This is a genomic window from Kitasatospora sp. NPDC059795 (assembly GCF_042732175.1).
GTDB lineage: Bacteria > Actinomycetota > Actinomycetes > Streptomycetales > Streptomycetaceae > Kitasatospora.
This window is the reverse complement of the sequence record NZ_JBHWID010000006.1, coordinates 117,719-134,865: the sequence shown is the minus strand read 5'-3', so window position 1 is coordinate 134,865 and position 17,147 is coordinate 117,719. Positions and strand designations below refer to the sequence as shown.

Annotated in this window: 3 protein-coding genes; all 3 read right to left on the bottom strand. The window is 75.8% G+C overall.

Features of this window, described 5'->3' with window-relative positions:
* Positions 1-2: 2 nt before the first annotated feature.
* From ACFV4P_RS14675 to ACFV4P_RS14665, 3 genes are read right to left on the bottom strand one after another with little or no spacing between them, the layout of a single operon-like run.
* On the bottom strand, positions 3-3,338 hold the full coding sequence (locus ACFV4P_RS14675) for an amino acid adenylation domain-containing protein (RefSeq protein WP_380470973.1): 3,336 nt from the start codon (positions 3,336-3,338) through the stop codon (positions 3-5).
* Positions 3,335-8,155, bottom strand: coding sequence for an SDR family NAD(P)-dependent oxidoreductase (locus ACFV4P_RS14670; RefSeq protein ID WP_380470971.1), 4,821 nt, complete (start codon positions 8,153-8,155; stop codon positions 3,335-3,337). The genes ACFV4P_RS14675 and ACFV4P_RS14670 overlap by 4 nt, the downstream gene beginning before the upstream one ends.
* A 2-nt stretch (positions 8,156-8,157) precedes the next feature.
* Positions 8,158-16,944: an SDR family NAD(P)-dependent oxidoreductase gene (locus ACFV4P_RS14665; RefSeq protein WP_380470969.1), complete on the bottom strand. Its 8,787-nt coding sequence runs from the start codon at positions 16,942-16,944 to the stop codon at positions 8,158-8,160.
* Between the last annotated feature and the right edge of the window lie 203 nt (positions 16,945-17,147).

The following is a 17,147-nucleotide window of genomic DNA, read 5'->3' as shown; positions in this document are numbered from 1 at the left end:
CATCACCTGTCACTCGCGTCAGTTGCGGGGGTGCTGCGGCCGCGGCGCACGGCGGCGCGCTTTCGGCGGATCGCGGCGCGGTCCCGGGCCGCGCCCAGCAGCGAGTCGTCCTGGCGGCCGGACCGCTCCAGGTGGCCGGCCAGCGAGGCGACCGTGGGGTGCTGGAACAGCTCCACCATGGACAGCTCGTGTCCGGTCCGGGCCAGTCGGGCGCGCAGTTCGACCATCAGCAGCGAGTGGCCGCCGAGGTCGAAGAAGTTGTCGTCCCGGCCGACCCGCCGGGCGCCGAGCAGCTCGCGCCACAGGCCGGCCAGGGTCTCCTCCAGGCCGGCCCCGGGCGCGGTGTAGCTGCTCGCCAACTCCGGCCGGTCGGCGGGCGGTTCGGGCAGCGCCTTGCGGTCGGTCTTGCCGCTGACGGTCAGCGGGAAGGCGTCCAGCACCATGAAGGCGGACGGCACCATGTACTCGGGCAGCCGCTCCTTGAGGAAGGAGATCAGCTCGCCGGTGGCCGGGGCGTCGCCCTCGGCGGTCAGGTGCGCGACCAACCGGACGTCCCCGGCGGCCTGCCGGCGGGCCGTCACCACGGCCTCGCGGACCCGCGGGTGACCGGTCAACACGGACTCGATCTCGCCGAGCTCGATCCGCAGCCCGCGCAGCTTGACCTGGTGGTCGAGCCGGCCGAGGTACTCGATGGCCCCGTCGGAGCGCAGCCGGGCCAGGTCGCCGGTCCGGTAGAGCCGGGCGCCCGGCGCGGGGTCGAACGGGTCGGGGACGAACCGCTCCGCGGTGCGCTCGGGGTCGCCGAGGTAGCCGCGGGCCAGGTTGTCGCCCGCGATGTGCAGTTCCCCGGCGACGCCCGACGGGACCGGCCGCAGCGCCCGGTCCAGCACGTACATCCGGGTGTTGGCGATCGGGCGGCCGATCGGGACCGGCCGCGGGTCGTCGTCCCGGCGGCAGGCCCAGGCGGTGACGTCCACGGCGGCCTCGGTCGGCCCGTACAGGTTGTGCAGTTCGGCGCCGGAGCGGGCGAAGAACCGGTCCTGGAGGCTGCGCGGCAGCGCCTCGCCGCTGCACATCACGCGGCGCAGCGCGGTGCACTCCTCGACGCCGGGCTCCTGCACGAACGCCTGCAGCATGGACGGCACGAAGTGCGCCGTGGTGACGGCCTCCTCCCGGATCGTCCGCACCAGGTACTGCGGGTCGCGGTGCCCGTCCGGCCGGGCCACCACCAGGGTGGCGCCGGCCATCAGCGGCCAGAAGAACTCCCAGACCGAGACGTCGAAGGAGAACGGCGTCTTCTGCAGCACCCGGTCGGTGCCGTCCAGCCGGTAGGCGTCCTGCATCCACAGCAGCCGGTTGCGGATGCCGGCGTGCACGTTGACGACGCCCTTGGGGCGGCCGGTGGAGCCGGAGGTGAAGATGACGTACGCGGCGTGCTCGCCGGACAGTTCGACGTTCGGGTCGGTGTCGGCGCCGCCGCCGGTGTGGTCCTCGACCAGCAGCACGGTCGCGGAGCCGGTATCCGGCAGCCGGTCGCGGACGTGGCGCTGGGTGAGCAGCACCGGCACCGGGGCGTCCTCCAGCATGCCGGCCAGCCGCTGGGCGGGCTGGCCCGGGTCCAGCGCGACGTAGGCGCCGCCCGCCTTGAGCACCGCCAGCAGCGCGACCACCAGCTCGATCGAGCGTTCCATGGCGACGCCGACCAGCGTGTCGGGGCCGGTGCCGAGCCGGATCAGGGTGTGCGCGAGCCGGTTGGCGCGCCGGTTGAGCTCCGCGTAGTCGATGCTCTCGCCCTCGAAGCGGAGCGCCTCGGCGTCCGGGGTGCGGTGCGCCTGCTGCTGGACGACCTCGTGGATCCAGCCGACGCCCGGCCAGGTGCGGGCGGTGTCGTTGCCCGCCGCCAGCACCTGCCGGCGCTCGTCGGCGTCCAGTAGCTCCAGTTCGGCCACCGGGGTGTCGGGGGCGGCGACCACCAGTTCGGCGAGGCGCCGGAAGTGCCGGGCCATCCGGGCCATGGTGTCGGGCTCGAAGAGGTCGCGGTCGTACTCGAACCAGCCGCTCAGCGCGCCGTCCCGGGCGAAGGACTGGAACTCCAGGTCGAACCGGGCGCCCTGGGCGGGCAGTTCCAGGCGCTCCAGCCGCAGCCCGCCGATCCGGCGGGCCGCCACCGGGTCGTCCTGGTAGGAGAAGCAGCTCTGGAAGATCGGCGGGCGACTGAGGTCGCGCTCCGGGCGCAGTTCCTCCACCAGCCGCTCGAACGGCACGTTCTGGTGCGCGTACAGCCCGAGGCAGGCCTCCCGCACCCGGCCCAGCGCGGTGCGGAACGACGGGTCGCCGGCCAGGTCGACCCGCACCGGCAGGGTGTTGACGAAGAAGCCGATCAGCGGCTCCAGTTCGGCCCGCTCCCGGCCGGCGGTGGGCACCCCCACCACCACGTCCTGCTGGCCGCTCCAGCGGTGCAGCAGCACGTGGAAGAGCGCCAGCAGCACCATGTACGTGGTGGCGCCGTTCGCCCGGCCGAGCGCGGCGAGTTCGGCCATCAGCGGCCGCTCCAGCTCCACCGGGCAGGACGCGCCGTTGAAGCCCTGCACCGGCGGGCGCGGCCGGTCGGTGGGCAGCGTCAACTGCGCGGGGGCGCCCGCCAGGTGCTCGCGCCAGTAGGTGAGGTGCTCGGCCCGGTCGACGGCCCCGGCCTGCTTCTGCTGCCAGGCCGCGAAGTCGCCGTACTGGATCGGCAGGCCCGGCAGCGGGGACGGCCGGCCCGCGCCGAACGCCTCGTAGAGGGTGCCCAGTTCGGTGATCAGCAGGCCCATCGACCAGCCGTCCGAGACCAGGTGGTGCATGGCCACGGCCAGCACCTGGTCCTGCGGGCCCAGGTGCAGCACCCGCAGCCGCAGCAGCGGGCCGGCCGCCAGGTCGAACGGCCCTTCGACGGCCGCGGCGATCGCGTCCTCCAGCGGCTGCCCCTCGGTGGCGGGCAACTCGGCGAAGTCCAGCGGCAGTTCGGGGCGGACGACCTGCACCGGGCGGCCGTCGCGCAGCTCGAAGACGGTGCGCAGCGACTCGTGCCGGCGCACCACCTCGGCCGCCGCCGAGCGCAGCACCGCGGTGTCCAGGGCGCCGCGCAGCCGCACCGCGCCCAGGATGGTGTAGGCCGGGTTGCCGGGGCGCAGCTGCTCGAAGAACCAGATGCCCTGCTGGGTCACGGACAGCGGGAAGACGGTGCCCGCCTCGGCCCGCTCCTTCAGCAGCCGCTCGTACGCGGCCCGCTGCTCGGCCGGCAGCGCCGCCAACTTGCGTTCCAGCGCGGCGAGTTTGGTGTCCAGGGTGTCGGTCATCGGGTCTCTCCTCGGCCCGGCGCCTCCGCGGAGAACTCGGGCAGGCTGTCGGGCAGGCTGTCGATCTCGGCGAGCAGCCGGTCGGCCAGGTCCTCCAGTCGGTCGGCGCGGCCGATCGCCGGGGCGGCGGGGGCCGGGGCGGCGTCGGTCAGCGCCTCGGCGACCAGGCGCTCCGCCAGCGAGCGCACGGTGGCGCCCTTGAGGAAGTCGGAGATCGGCAGGTTGACGCCGAGCGCCTGGTCGATGGCGTTGCGCAGTTCCACGGCCATCAGCGAGTCGAGGCCGAGGCCGATCAGCGGCGTCTGCGGGTCCAGCGCCTCGGGGCCGGCGCCGAGCACCGCGGCCACCGCGGTCAGCAGCTGCGCGGCCAGCGCGGCGGAGCGCTCCGGCGCGGGCAGCGCGGCCAGTTCCTCGCGGCCCGGCAGCACCGGGCCGCCGCGCCGGGCGGACCGGGAGCCCGTCGAACCGTCGGCGGCGCCGACCAGCTCGGTCAGCAGGCGCGAGCCGGAGACCTCCTGGTAGCCGCGGCCCCACTCGTCCCAGTCCACCGGGACGACGGCCACCTGGGCGGCGTCGTGGCCCAGCAGCCGGTGCAGCACCCGCACTGCCTGGGCCGGGCGCAGGGTGCCCATGCCGCGGCTCAGGCCCGGGGTCTCCTCGGCCTTCCGGGCCGCCATGCCGGTGTCCTCCCAGATGCCCCAGTCGATCGCCAGGGCCGGCCGGCCGGCGGCCCGGCGCAGCTCGGCGAGCGCGCCGAGGAAGGCGTTCGCGGCGGCGTAGGCGGCCACGTACGGGGAGCTGAGCACCGCGCTGGTCGAGGAGCAGAGCACGAAGAAGTCCAACTCCCGCTCCGCGAAGGCCTGGTGCAGCACCCAGGCGCCGAGCGCCTTGGGGCGCAGCTGGCGGTCCAGCTCGGCGGCGTCCAGCTCGGCCAGCGGCACCATCGCGCCGACGCCGGCGGCGTGCAGCACACCGCGGACCGGCGGACGGCCCTCGCGCTCCTCCTGGGCCAGGAACGCCTGCACGGCCACCTGGTCGGAGACGTCCAGCGACACCAGCCGGACGTTGGCGCCGAGCGCCTCCAGCTCGCGCACCGCGGCCGCCCGGCCGGCGAACGGGTGCTCGGCCGGCAGCGCGGACCACTCGCCGCGCGGCGGCACGGCGGAGCGGCCGACCAGCACCAGGTGCCGGGCGCCGGCCCGGGCCAGCGAGCGGGCGGTGGCCAGGCCGACGCCGCCCAGGCCGCCGGTGATCAGGTAGGAGGCGTCACGCCGCCAGCGGACCGGGCGGTCCGGGCCGGACTCGGCCGGCTCCCGGACCAGGCGGGCCACGTGCCGCACCCCGTCGCGCAGCGCGATCTGGTCCTCGCCGTCGGCGTCGCGGCGGGTGACGGCGTCCAGCAGCTGCTCGGCGCCGTCGGCCGGCGGCTGCTGCGGGTCGAGGTCGACCAGGCCGCCCCAGGCGGCGGTCTGCTCGGCCTGGAGCGAGCGGCCCAGGCCCCACAGGGCGGCGGCGAGCGGGGCGGGACCGGTCGGCTCGCCGCCGACCCGGACGCCGCCGCGGGTGACCAGCCAGAGGCGGGCCGCCCGGCCGTCCAGCGCCTGCGCGGTGCGGACGGCGTCCAGCACGCCGGTCCAGCTGCCGTCGGCCGGGTCCTGCGCGTCGAGGCCGGCCGGCTGCACCACCTCGACGCGACCGCCGTGCCGGGCCGTCAGCTCGTCCACCAGGCGGGCCAGGTCGGCGGGCCGGTCGGCGCGGATCTCGGCGGTGGCGGACCCGGCGGTGTGCCGGTAGTCGGCGCCGGCGCGGACCACGACGCACGGCTCGCCACGTCGGGCGACGGCTTCGGCGAGCCGCTCGGCGAAGTCGGAGCCGTCGGCACCGGAGCCCCCGGCCAGCAGTACCCAGCCGCGGGCCTCGGCGGCCGGGGCCGGGGCGGCGTCGGCGGCGTCGGCGCCGTCGGCGACGGGTCGCCAGGCCAGGCGGTGCAGCAGGCTCCCGTCGTCCATCTCGTCCTGCTCGGCGGCCTGCTCCTCGGCGCTCTCCGGCAGGTCGGCGTCCGCGGGGCGGCGCTCCCGCCGGCACGGCGTGGGCTCGAACGGGTAGCCGGGCAGCGCCACCCGGGCGCGCCGGTAGTCGCGGTCGAAGCCCTGCCAGTCCAGGTCGGTGCCGCGGGTGTACAGCTCGGCGACGCCGGCCAGCAGCACCTCCCAGTCGTCGTGCTTGGGCCGCAGGCTGGGCAGCAGCAGGGTGTCGTCGTCGGCGGGCAGGCTGTCGCTGATCAGGCCGAGCAGGGTCGGCGCCGGGCCCATCTCGACGAAGGTGCGGTAGCCGAGCTTGCGCAGGGTGCCGACCCCGGAGGCGAAGCGCACGGCGCGACGGGCGTGCCGCACCCAGTACTCGGCGTCCGGCGCCTCCGCCCAGTCCCACAGCTCGCCGGTCACGTTGGAGATCAGCGGGATCTGCGGCGGCCGGAAGTCCACCCGCAGCGCGGCCTGCCGCAGCGGCTCCAGGATCGGTTCCATCAGCGGCGAGTGCGAGGCGGTGGTGATGTGCAGCCGCTTGGCCTGCACGCCGAGCGCGGTGAAGTGCTCGCAGACCAGGTCGACCAGCGCGGCGTCGCCCGAGATCGTGGTGTTGGCGGGGCCGTTGACGGCGCCGACGGCGATCCGGTCGGGGTCGTCGGCGATCTCCATCAGGGCCTCGGCGACCTCCATCTCGGAGGCGAAGACGGTGGCCATCGCGCCGGTGCCGGAGAGCGACTCCATCCGCTTGGAACGCTCGACGGCCAACATCAGGCCGTCCTCCAGGCTCATCACGCCGGCCACGCAGGCGGCGACGTACTCGCCGAGGCTGTGCCCGAGCACCGCGCCCGGCTCCACGCCCCACGAGCGCCACATCTCGGACATCGCGAACTCGACGGCGAACAGCGCGGGTTGGGCGTATCCGGTGCGCTGGATCAGCTCGCGGTCCTGCTCCTCGGGGTAGAGGTAGGAGAGCAGCGGGCGGTCCAGCAGCGGGCGCAGGATCGCGTCGCAGCGGTCGATCGCCCGGCGGAAGGTGGGCTGCTGCTCGTAGAGCGCGCGGGCCATCCCGGGGCGCTGCGGGCCCTGGCCGGTGAAGAGGAAGACCACCTCGGAGGGCTCGGCCGCACCGGCCGCCGGCAGCCCCTCCTCGACCAGCTCGGCCAGCCGCTCGGCGGCCTGGGCGCGGTCGGCGCCGACCACCGCGAGCCGGTGCCGGAAGTGCGAGCGGCCGGTGGCGGCCGAGTGGCACAGGTCGGCCAGCGGCGTGGCGTCGGGCGCGGTCAGCCGTTCCCGGTAGCGCTCGGCCAGGCGCAGCAGCGCGGCGTCGCTCTTGGCGGAGAGCGGCAGCACGGACAGCGGGCGGTCCGCCCCGTCCTGTTCGTCCTGCCCGTCCTGCCCGTCCTGCGGGGTCCCCGGGCGGGCCGGGGCCTGCTCGACGATCAGGTGCGCGTTGGTGCCGCTGAAGCCGAAGGCGCTGATGCCCGCGGTCCGGGGGCCGCCGGTGGCCGGCCAGGCGGTGGGGCCGGTGGGCACCTCGAAGGTGGTGCCGTCGAACGAGACGTTCGGGTTGAGCTTCTTGAAGTGGACGGTGCCGGGGATCTCGTCGTTGCGCAGCGCCAGGATCACCTTGAGCAGGCCCGCGATGCCGGCCGCCGCCTCCGGGTGGCCGATGTTGGTCTTGCACGAGCCCAGGTAGACCGGGTTGCCCTCGGGCCGGCCGTAGACGTCGGCCAGCGCCTCCACCTCGATCGGGTCGCCGAGCAGGGTGCCGGTGCCGTGCGCCTCGATCAGCGAGACCTGCTCGGGCCGGACGTCCGCGGCGGCCAGCGCGGCCCGCACCACGTCGCGCTGGGCGGAGCCGTTGGGGGCGGTGAGGCCGGCGCTGCGCCCGTCCTGGTTGACGGCGCCGCCGCGGATCACCGCCAGCACGGTGTCGCCGTCGCGCTCGGCGTCGGACAGCCGCTTGAGCACCACCACGCCGCAACCCTCGCTGCGGACATAGCCGTTGGCGTCGGCGTCGAAGGCCTTGCAGCGGCCGTCCGGCGAGACCATCCGGCCGAACTGGGTGAACGAGACGCTGGGCAGCGGCGACAGCACCGCGTTGACGCCGCCGGTGAGGGCGGTGTCGCACTCGCGGTTGCGCAGGCTCTGGCAGGCCTGGTGGACGGCGACCAGCGAGGAGGAGCAGGCGGTGTCCACCGCGACGCTCGGGCCGTGCAGGTCGAGCACGTAGGAGAGCCGGCCGGTGAGCACGCTGTGCGCCGAGCCGGTGCTGGCGTAGGCGCTGAAGTCCAGCGGGCCGCGCAGGTGTTCGGTGGCGAAGTCCCAGCTGGAGACGCCCATGAAGACGCCGGTCCGGGTGCCCGCCAGCGAGCTGGGCGCGATGCCCGCGTTCTCCAGCGCCTCCCAGGTCACCTCCAGGCTCATCCGCTGCTGCGGGTCCATGAGCAGGGCCTCGCGGCGCGAGATGCCGAAGAAGTCGTGGTCGAAGCGGTCGATGTGGTCGAGGAAGCCGCCCCAGCGGGTGGCCATCCTGCCCGGGCGCGGCTCGCCCTCGTGGTGGAAGGCGTCGGCGTCCCAGCGGTCCGCGGGGATCTCGCTCACCGCGTCGATGCCCTGCCGGAGGATCTCCCAGTAGCTGTCCGCGTCCACGGCGCCGCCGGGGAGGCGGAGGCCCAGGCCGACCACGGCGATGGGTTCGGTGCGGGCGCCGGAGAGCTCGTCGATGCGGCGCTGCATCTTCTCCATCGTCAGATAGGCGCGCTTGAGGGTGTCGTTCGTCGCGGTCATGGTCAACGCCCTTCGTGAATCTGCTCGAACTGTGCGGACTTGGCGGCGAGGAGGGCTTCGAGGTCCTCGGTGGACAGCTCGTCGAGCTCGTCCTCGGCGACCGACTCGGCGGCGGCCGACTCGGCGGCGGCCGACTCGGCGGCGGCCGACTCGGCGGCGGCCGGCGCGGGTTGCCCGGCGGTGGCCTCCAGCGCGATCTCCATCTGCTCCGCGAGGAACGGCACCATCACCTCGATCGAGGGGAAGCGCCAGGTGAGGGTGGCCGGCAGGCCGGTCCCGGTGGATGCCTCCAGGCGCTTGCGCAGCTCCAGGGACATCAGCGAGTCGAATCCGAGGCCGACCAGCGGCGCCGCCGGGTCGACCAGCGACTGCTCCAGGCCCAGCACCTTGGCGGCCTGGTCGACGCAGTGCCGCACCAGCAGGGTCCGGCGGCGCCGGCCCGGCTCCACGGCCAGCAGCCGGCCGCGCAGTTCACCGGACGCCTGCCGGGCGGCGGCCCCGGTGGCCGCGCCCGCCCGGTCGGCGACCAGGTCGAGCAGCAGCGCGGGCAGCAGACCGCCGGCCGCCGCCTCGGCGAGGCGCTCCCGGTCCAGCGGCAGCACACAGGCCAACGGGTCGGTGGTGCGCATCAGCCGGTCGAGCGCGGCGATGCCGTCGGCCGGGCTCAGGCTGAGCACGCCGCGGGTGGAGAGCGCGCCCCCGCGGTCGGGCCGGGCGGCCAGACCCACCTCGGACCACGGTCCCCAGGCGATGCTCAGCGCGGGCAGGCCCCGGGCCCGGCGGTGCAGCGCCAGGCCGTCCAGGAACGCGTTGGCGGCGGCGTAGTTGGCCTGGCTGGCCGAGCCGAGCAGCGCGGCGGCCGAGGAGTACAGCACGAAGAAGTCCAACTCCCGTTCCCGGGTGGCCTCGTGCAGGTGCCAGGCGCCGGCCGCCTTCGGCCGGGCGACCGCCTGGAAGCGCTGCTGGTCCAACTGGAGCAGCAGGCCGTCGTCCAGCACGCCGGCGGTGTGCACCACACCGCCCAGCGGCGGCAGTTCGGCGTCCATCTCGGCGAGCAGCGCGTCCAGCTCGGCGCGCCGCGAGACGTCCACCGCGCGCACCAGGACGGACACCCCGCGCTCCCGCAGCTCCGTGATCGCGGCCTCGGCCTCGGCGGACGGGGCGGAGCGGCCGACCAGCACCAGGTGGCGGGCGCCCTGGTCGGCCAGGTAGCGCGCGGTGGCCAGACCCAGGCCGCCGAGACCACCGGTGACCAGGTAGCTGGCGCCGGGGCCGACCGGCGGCAGGTCCGCACGGACCGCGACCTCGGGCCGCTCCTCGGGCCGCAGCACGATCTTGCCGGTGTGCCTGGCCTTGGCCATGTACGAGAACGCCTCACCGGCCTCGCCGTAGCCGAAGGCCGTCACCGGCAGCGCGCCGAACTCGCCCCGGGCGAAGCCCTCGGCCACTGCGGCGAACAGGTGCCGCACCAGGGCGGGCTGTTCGGCGAACGAGTACTCCAGGTCGACGGCGAAGAACGACCGGTTGGCCTTGAGCAGGCCCATCCCGAGCGGGCTGTCGCCGTACACGTCGCGCTTGCCGATCTCCACGAACCGCCCGCCCGGGGCCAGCAGTTCCATACTGCGGGTGAGCGCCTCGCCGGCCAGCGAGTTGAGCACCACGTCGATCCCGCGCCCGCCGGTGGCGGCCGCGATCCGGTCGGCGAACTCCAGCGAACGGGAGTCCAGCACGTGCTGCACGCCGAGCGAGCGCAGCAGTTCGCGCTTCTCCTCGGTGCCGGCGGTGGCGAACACCTCGGCGCCGCAGCGCCTGGCCACCTGGATCGCGGCCAGCCCGACGCCGCCCGCGGCGGAGTGGATCAGCACCGTCTCGCCCGGCGCCAGCCGGCCCAGGTACTCCAGGCCGTACACGGCGGTGAGGAAGGCGATCGGCACACCGGCCGCCTGCTCGTCGGTCAGCCCCTCGGGGCGGGGCGCCACCAGGTGGCGGCCGGTGGTGGCGAACTCGGCCATGGCGGAGCCGGCCACCGCCATCACCGGGTCGCCGACCCGCAGGTCGTCCACGCCCTCGCCGACGGCCACCACCCGGCCGGCGCACTCGCCGCCCAGCGGCACCACGCCGCTCGGCAGGCCCGGGCAGTCGCCCATCGCCTTCAGCAGGTCGTTGAAGTTCAGGCCGGCGGCGGCCACCTCGATCTCCACCTGGCCGGGGCCCGGCGCGGTGCGCCGCCACACGGTCGGCACCAGGCTCTCCAGGATGCCGGGCCGCTCGGCCAGCACCCGCAGGTTGGTGTCCCGGACCCGGTCGTAGCGGCGGCGGCGCCAGGCGCCGCCGTCCACCGCGCGGCGCGGCTCCAGACGGGGCGTCAGGCAGGTCCCGCCGCGCACCGCCAGCTGGGCGGGGCCGGACTCGGCGAGCAGCCGGTCGGCCAGCAGCGCCGCCTCGACGGCCGAGCCCGGAGCGGTCGCCGGGTCCAGGTCCACGACGAGCGGCCGCAGTTCGGCGTGCTCCAGGACGGCCACCCGGGCCAGACCCCACAGCGGGGCCTGGGCGAGCGCGACGGCCGGCCCGTCGCCCGGGACGTGCTGGGCGCCGCGGGTGAGCAGCGCCAGCCGGGGCGGGGCGGCGAAGCCGGCGCCGGCCAGCGCCTGCACGGTGTGCAGGGCGGCGGCGGTGGCCGCGTCCTGCCCGGTCCACAGCAGGTGCGCGCCGCCGTCCGCCTCCGGCTCGGGCGCGTCCAGCGCCCAGGCGCTCAGCACGCCGAGGCAGCTGCCGGGGCGGGAGTCGCGCAGCTCGGCGAGGAGCCCGGGCAGGGCGTCGGGCGCAAGCGGCGGCAGCCGGTGGGCGTCCGGGCCGAGTCGTTCGGCGTGCTCGCCGGCGGTGGCGGTGACCACCTGGGCGCCGCGGGAACGCAGTTCGGCGGCGAGCGCGTCGGCGGTGCCGCCCCGGTCGGCGAGCAGCAGCCACCAGCCGTCCGGCTCGGCGCCCTCGGCGGGCGCGGGGGCGTCGGCCGGCTGCCAGGCGAGGTCGAGCAGGGCCTCCGCGCCCGGCTCGGCGCCCTCGGCGCCGCCGAGGCGCTGCAGGGTGATGCCGTCCAGGGCGCCGAGGACGGTGCCGTCGGCGGCCAGCAGCTCCACCCGGCAGCCGGCGAAGCCGTCCGGCTCGGCGGTGCCGCGCACCGCGTGCGCCCAGGCCGGCACGGCGCGGGCGGTGTGCAGGGTGAACGAGCCGACGCCGACCGGGAGATGGGTGGCGGTGCCGTCCAGGGTGCCGTCCAGCGCGGCGGCCAGCGCCTGCAGGCAGCTGTCCAGGACGGCGGGGTGGACCGGGTGGGCGGCGCTCCCGCCGGTGAGCTCGGCCGCGTCGCGCAGCTCGGCGAGCGCCTCGCCGGCGCCGCGCCGCAGCGTGCGCACGCCCTGGAAGGCGGGGCCGTAGCCGATCCCCGCCCGCTCCAGCGCCCGGTAGAAGCCCTCGGTGTCGACCGGCTCGGCGCAGCGGGCGCGCAGTCCGTCCAGGTCGACGGTGGCCGGCGCGGCCTCGTCGGCGGCCCGGTAGCGGCCCGCGGCGGCCTCGGTCCAGCCGCCGTCCGCGCCGCCGGTCGGCCCGGACAGCTGGCGGAAGGAGCCGGTGTTCCCGGCGCCGGGCTGCAGCACCAACTGCCAGGTGGCGTCGGCCGCCTGGTCGGGCAGCACGTTCATGGCGGTGAGCGCGACGTTCTCCAGCGTCACCCGCTGTTCGCCCAGCGCCTCCCGGGCGGCGGCCAGCGCGGCGTCCAGCAGCAGCGCGGCGGGCAGCACGGCGGTGCCGCCGACCCGGTGGTCCGCCAGCCAGCCGAAGCCGGCCCGGTCCACGGTGGCGCTCCAGTGCAGGGTGCGGGGCTCGACGGCGGAACGCAGCGCGGTCTCGCGCAACGGGTGGCCGCCGGCGGTGCGGCGGCGGACCGCCGGGCCGTCGGCGGGCCGGCTCTGCCGGTGCTGCCACGGGTAGGACGGCAGCGTCAGGTTGGGTCCGTCCGCGGGGAGCAGCCGGCTCCAGTCCACCGGACGGCCGGCGCAGTGCAGTTGGGACAGCGCGGCGAGCAGCGCGGGACGGCCGGGCTCGTCGCGGCGGAGCGAGCCGACCGCGACGCCCTCGGCGCCGTCGGCGTCGAGCCGGTCCGCGATCGGGCCGAGCAGCGTCGGGTGCGGGCCGACCTCGACGAACGCGCCGTGGCCGGACTCCACCAGCGCGGACACCGCCTGGTCGAACAGCACGGGGCTGCGCAGGTTGGCGCCCCAGTAGGCGGCGTCCAGCTCGGACCCGTCCAGCACCCGGCCGTGCACGGTGGAGAGGAACGGCACCTTGGTCGGACGCGGCGCCAGGCCCTGGAGCAGTCGCCGCAGGTCGTCGGCGGGCCGCTCCATCAGCGGGCAGTGCGAGGGGAATTCGACCGACTCCAGCACCCGGCAGAACAGTCCGTCGGCGGTCAGGCGGGCGGCCAGCTCCTCGATCTCCGCGCCGTCGCCGGAGAGCACCGCCGACTGCGGGCCGTTCGCCCCGGCGACCCAGACCCGGGCCAGGCCGGAGCCGGCGACCAGCCGCTCGGCCTCGTCGAAGGCGACGCCGACCACGGCCATCCGGCCCCGGCCGACCGCCGAGTGCAGCACCCGGCCGCGGTGCAGCGCCACCAGCAGCGCCTCCTGCAGGGTGAGCGCCCCGGCGACGTGCGCGGCGGCGATCTCGCCGACGCTGTGGCCGACCACGGTGTCCGGCCGCACGCCCCAGGCCTGCCACTGGGTGGCCAGCGCGATCTGCACGGCGCACAGCGCGGGCTGGCCGACGGCGGTGTCGGTGAGCCTGGACTCCTGCTGCCCGGCGGCGAGTTGCGCCAGCAGCGACCAGTTGGTGTGCGGGCGCAGCAGTTCGTCGCAGCGCTCCAGGACGGCGCGGAACACCGGCTCGTCCATCAGGTCGGCGGCCACCGGCCACCAGCGCGGCCCCTGGCCGCAGAACACGAACGCGGTGCGCGAGGTGCGGCCCAGCACCCGGCCGCCGTGCAGCACGGCGGGGTGCTGCTCGCCGGCCAGGAACGCGTCCAGCCCGGCCCGCCACTCCTCGGCGCTGCCGCCCAGCACGGCGAGGCGGTGCTCGGGGTGCTGGGTGCGGCGCAGCGCGGCGGTCGCGGCGGTGGCGGACACCGGCGCGCCGTCCGGGCGGTCCAGCAGCTCGCGGTAGCGCTCGGCCAGCGCGGTCAGCGCCTGCGGGTCGCGGGCCGACAGCAGCAGCGGGACGGCGGACGCGTCACCGGCGGCGGGCGCGGCCGGGCGGGTGCGCGGGCCCTCCTCCAGCACCAGGTGCGCGTTGGTGCCGCCGAAGCCGAACGAGCTGACGCCGGCCAGCGCCGGGCCGGCGGTGGCCGGCCAGGGCTGTGCCCGGTCGACCACCCGCAGTGCCAGTTCCTGGAACGGGATGTGCGGGTTGGGGGTCTCGAAGTGCAGGCTGGCCGGGATCGAGCGGTGGCTGAGCGCCAGCGCGGCCTTGATCAGGCCGCCGATGCCGGCCGCCGCCTCCATGTGGCCGAGGTTGGACTTGACCGAGCCGATCAGCATCGGCCGGTCCGGGGCGCGGTCGGCGCAGAGCACGGCGGACAGCGCCCGGGCCTCGATCGGGTCGCCGAGCAGGGTTCCGGTGCCGTGCGCCTCGACGTACTGCACCTGGTCGGGTCCGACCCGGGCCGCGTCGTAGGCGGCGCGCAGCACCGCCTCCTGGGCGAGCGGGTTGGGGGCCATGATGCCGTTGCTGCGCCCGTCCTGGTTGACGGCGCTGCCGCGCACCACGGCGTAGATCCGGTCCTTGTCGGCGAGCGCCCGGCCGAGCGGCTTGAGCACCACCACGCCGCAGCCCTCGGCCCGGACGTAGCCGTCGGCGCGGGCGTCGAAGGCCTTGCAGCGGCCGTCCGAGGCCATCGCCCCGGCCTTGGAGAAGTTGACGGCCAGCGCCGGGGAGAGGATCAGGTTGACGCCCGCGGCCAGCGCCAGCGTGCACTCGCCGGAGGCCAGCGCGGCGGCGGCCTGGTGGACGGCGACCAGCGAGGACGAGCAGGCGGTGTCCACGGCCATGCTGGGGCCGCGCAGGTCGAACAGGTAGGAGAGCCGGTTGGCGGCGATGCTCAGCGCGCTGCCGGTGCCGGTGTAGGCGTCGATCTTCTCGATCTCGTGGAAGTTCTGCACGCCGTGGTCGAAGCTGGAGATGCCGACGAACACGCCGGTGGCGGTGCCGGCCAGCTGCTCGGCGGGCAGGCCCGCGTCCTCCAGCGCCTCCCAGGCGACCTCGGCCAGCAGCCGCTGCTGCGGGTCCATCCGGGCGGCCTCGGCCGAGGAGATGCCGAAGAACGGCGCGTCGAAGCCGTGCACGTCGTCCAGGAAGCCGCCCCAGCGGCTGGTGGTGCGGCCCGGCTCGGCGGGGTCGTCGGTGGCGTAGTCGGCGAGCTTCCAGCGGTCCTCGGGCACCTCGGTGACGGCGTCACGGCCCTCGGTGAGCAGCTGCCAGAAGCCCTCGGGGCCGTTGGCGCCGCCGGGGAAGCGGCAGCCGATGCCGACCACGGCCATCGGCTCGGCGGCGTACTCGGCGGTGGCGGCCGGGGTCAGGAACGCCGGGACGGAGGCGGGCTCGGGCTCGGCGGGCTCCTCGGGGGCCTGCGGGGTCCCGGCCGCCGCGGGCCCGGTGCCGGCCAGGTGCGCGGCGAGCGCCTCGACGGTCGGGTAGGCCCAGGCGAGGGTGGCCGGGAGCGTGCGGCCCAGGTGGCGCTCCAGCTCGCCGATCAGGGCGACCAGGTCGACCGAGCGCAGGCCCAGCCCGGCGATCGGCGCGGTCCGGTCGATGCCGGTCGGGTCGCAGTCCACGGTGTGGGCGATCCGCCCGGTCAGCCAGGCCTCGATCTCCTCGGCGCCGGGGGCCTGCGGCGCGTCCTCGGCGACGGGCTCGGAGACAGCGGCGGGAGCGGCAGCAGCGGGGACGGGCGCGGCAGCAGCGGGGACGGGCGCGGCGACGGGCGTGCTGCCGTCCGCGGTCCAGGCGGCGAGCGCGGGCAGGCCGCCGGCCAGGTAGGTGTCCAGGCAGAGCGAGCGCTGCAGCTTGCCGCTGGAGGTCTTGGGCACCCCGCCGCGCCGCACCAGGGAGATGGCGTGCACGGGGATGCCGTGCACCTCGGCGACCCGGGCCCGGATCGCGGCGAAGATCGCCTCGGCGTTCAGGTCCTGCGGCCTGCCGCCCACCTCGTGCACGATGATCAGCCGCTCGGCGCCGTCGATCTCGCGGGCGCCGGCGATGCCGCAGCCGGGGCGCAGCGCCGGGTCCACCGACTCGATGGAGCGTTCGATGTCCTGCGGGTAGTGGTTGAGGCCGTCGATGATGATCAGGTCCTTGGCGCGGCCGGCCACGTAGAGCTCGGGGCCGTCCAGGAAGCCCAGGTCTCCGGTGCGCAGGAACGGGCCCTCGTCGGTGCCGTCGATGGTGGCCCGGAAGGTGTTCTCGGTCTCCTGCGGGCGCGCCCAGTAGCCGTGCGCCATGCTCGGACCGGCCAGCCAGATCTCGCCGACCTTGCCGTCCGGCAGCCGGCGCCGGGTCACCGGGTCGACGATGGCCAGCTGCTGGTCCTCCAGCGACGGGCCGCAGCCGACGACGGTGCGGAACTCCTCGCCGTCCACCGCGTCCACCGCGGTGGCCTGCTCGGCGAGCGCGGTGGCCTGCAGCCTGCGCACCGCCCGCCGCTCGCCGAGGTGCCCGCCGGTGACGGCGAGGGTGGCCTCGGCCAGCCCGTAGCCGGGCATGAAGGCCCGGCGGCGGAACCCGGACGTCGCGAAGGCCCGGGCGAACCGGTCCATGCTCTCCAGCCGGACCGGCTCGGCGCCGTTCAGGGTGACGCGCCAGTTGCTGAGGTCGAGCGCGGCCCGCTCCTCCTCGGTGCTCCTGGCCACGCACAGGTCGTAGGCGAAGTTGGGGGCGCCGCTGAGCGTGCCGCCGGCCGTCGAGATCGCCTCCAGCCAGCGCAGCGGGCGCTTCAGGAAGGCGAACGGCGGCATGAAGGTGACCGGATAGTTGCCGAAGGCGGGCGCCAGCAGACCGGCGATCAGGCCCATGTCGTGGTACGGCGGCAGCCAGATGACCATGTGGTCGTCCGGGGTGGCGTCGAAGAAGCGGCGGTTGAGCGCCGCCAGGTTGTGCACCAGGTTGGCGTGACCGACCATCACGCCCTTGGGGCTGCTGGTGGAGCCGGAGGTGTACTGCAGGAACGCGAGGGAGTCGCCGGTGATGTCGGGCCGCTGCCAGGAGTCGGCCGCGGTCAGGTCGATCTCGTCCACGCTGACCCAGAGCAGCTCGGCGAACGACGGCACGTACGCCGCGAACTGGTCCGCCGTCGCGGTCACCGAGGCCGGGGCCAGCACCGCCTTCGGCCTGGCGTCCTCCACCACCCCGACCAGCCGGGGCAGGGTGCGCTTGAGCAGGGTCGGATCCGGCGGGTAGACCGGTACCGCGATCACCCCGGCGTACAGGCAGGCGTAGTACGACACCACGTAGTCCAGCCCCGGCGGGCAGACGATCAGCGCCCGCTCGCCGGCCCCGACCTGCTCGCGCAGCAGCACGGCGAGCGCGCGGGCCCGCCGGTCGAGCTCGGCGTTGGTCAGGCAGACCGGGGCGCCCTCCCCGTCCGGCAGGAACCGGTACGTCCGGTCCTGCGGATGCTCCAGGAAAATCTCCCGGTAGTGGTCGACGAGCGTCGTGTACTCGCTGCGGTGCCCGGCCTTCGCCATCTTTCGCTCCAGGAATTCAGGTTGCCCAGTGGCTGCCTCCGGCGGGTCGTCTGCGAATTCCCGCTCCTCGGCGCCCGCAGCTTATTGGCGCACTTTGTCAGGTGTCTTCGGCATAACGGTCGAACCTTTTTGCGTCGTCCGTTTGATTCAGTCGGGCGGAAAACTCCACCAAAAGGTTGAGACGCGGCCGGGGCGGTCAACAT

Bases quoted from the DNA above. Each gene is read 5' to 3' on its own strand.
- ACFV4P_RS14665 (WP_380470969.1), bottom strand. From the start codon at position 16,944: ATGGCGAAGGCCGGGCACCGCAGCGAGTACACGACGCTCGTCGACCAC.
- ACFV4P_RS14675 (WP_380470973.1), bottom strand. From the start codon at position 3,338: ATGACCGACACCCTGGACACCAAACTCGCCGCGCTGGAACGCAAGTTG.
- ACFV4P_RS14670 (WP_380470971.1), bottom strand. From the start codon at position 8,155: ATGACCGCGACGAACGACACCCTCAAGCGCGCCTATCTGACGATGGAG.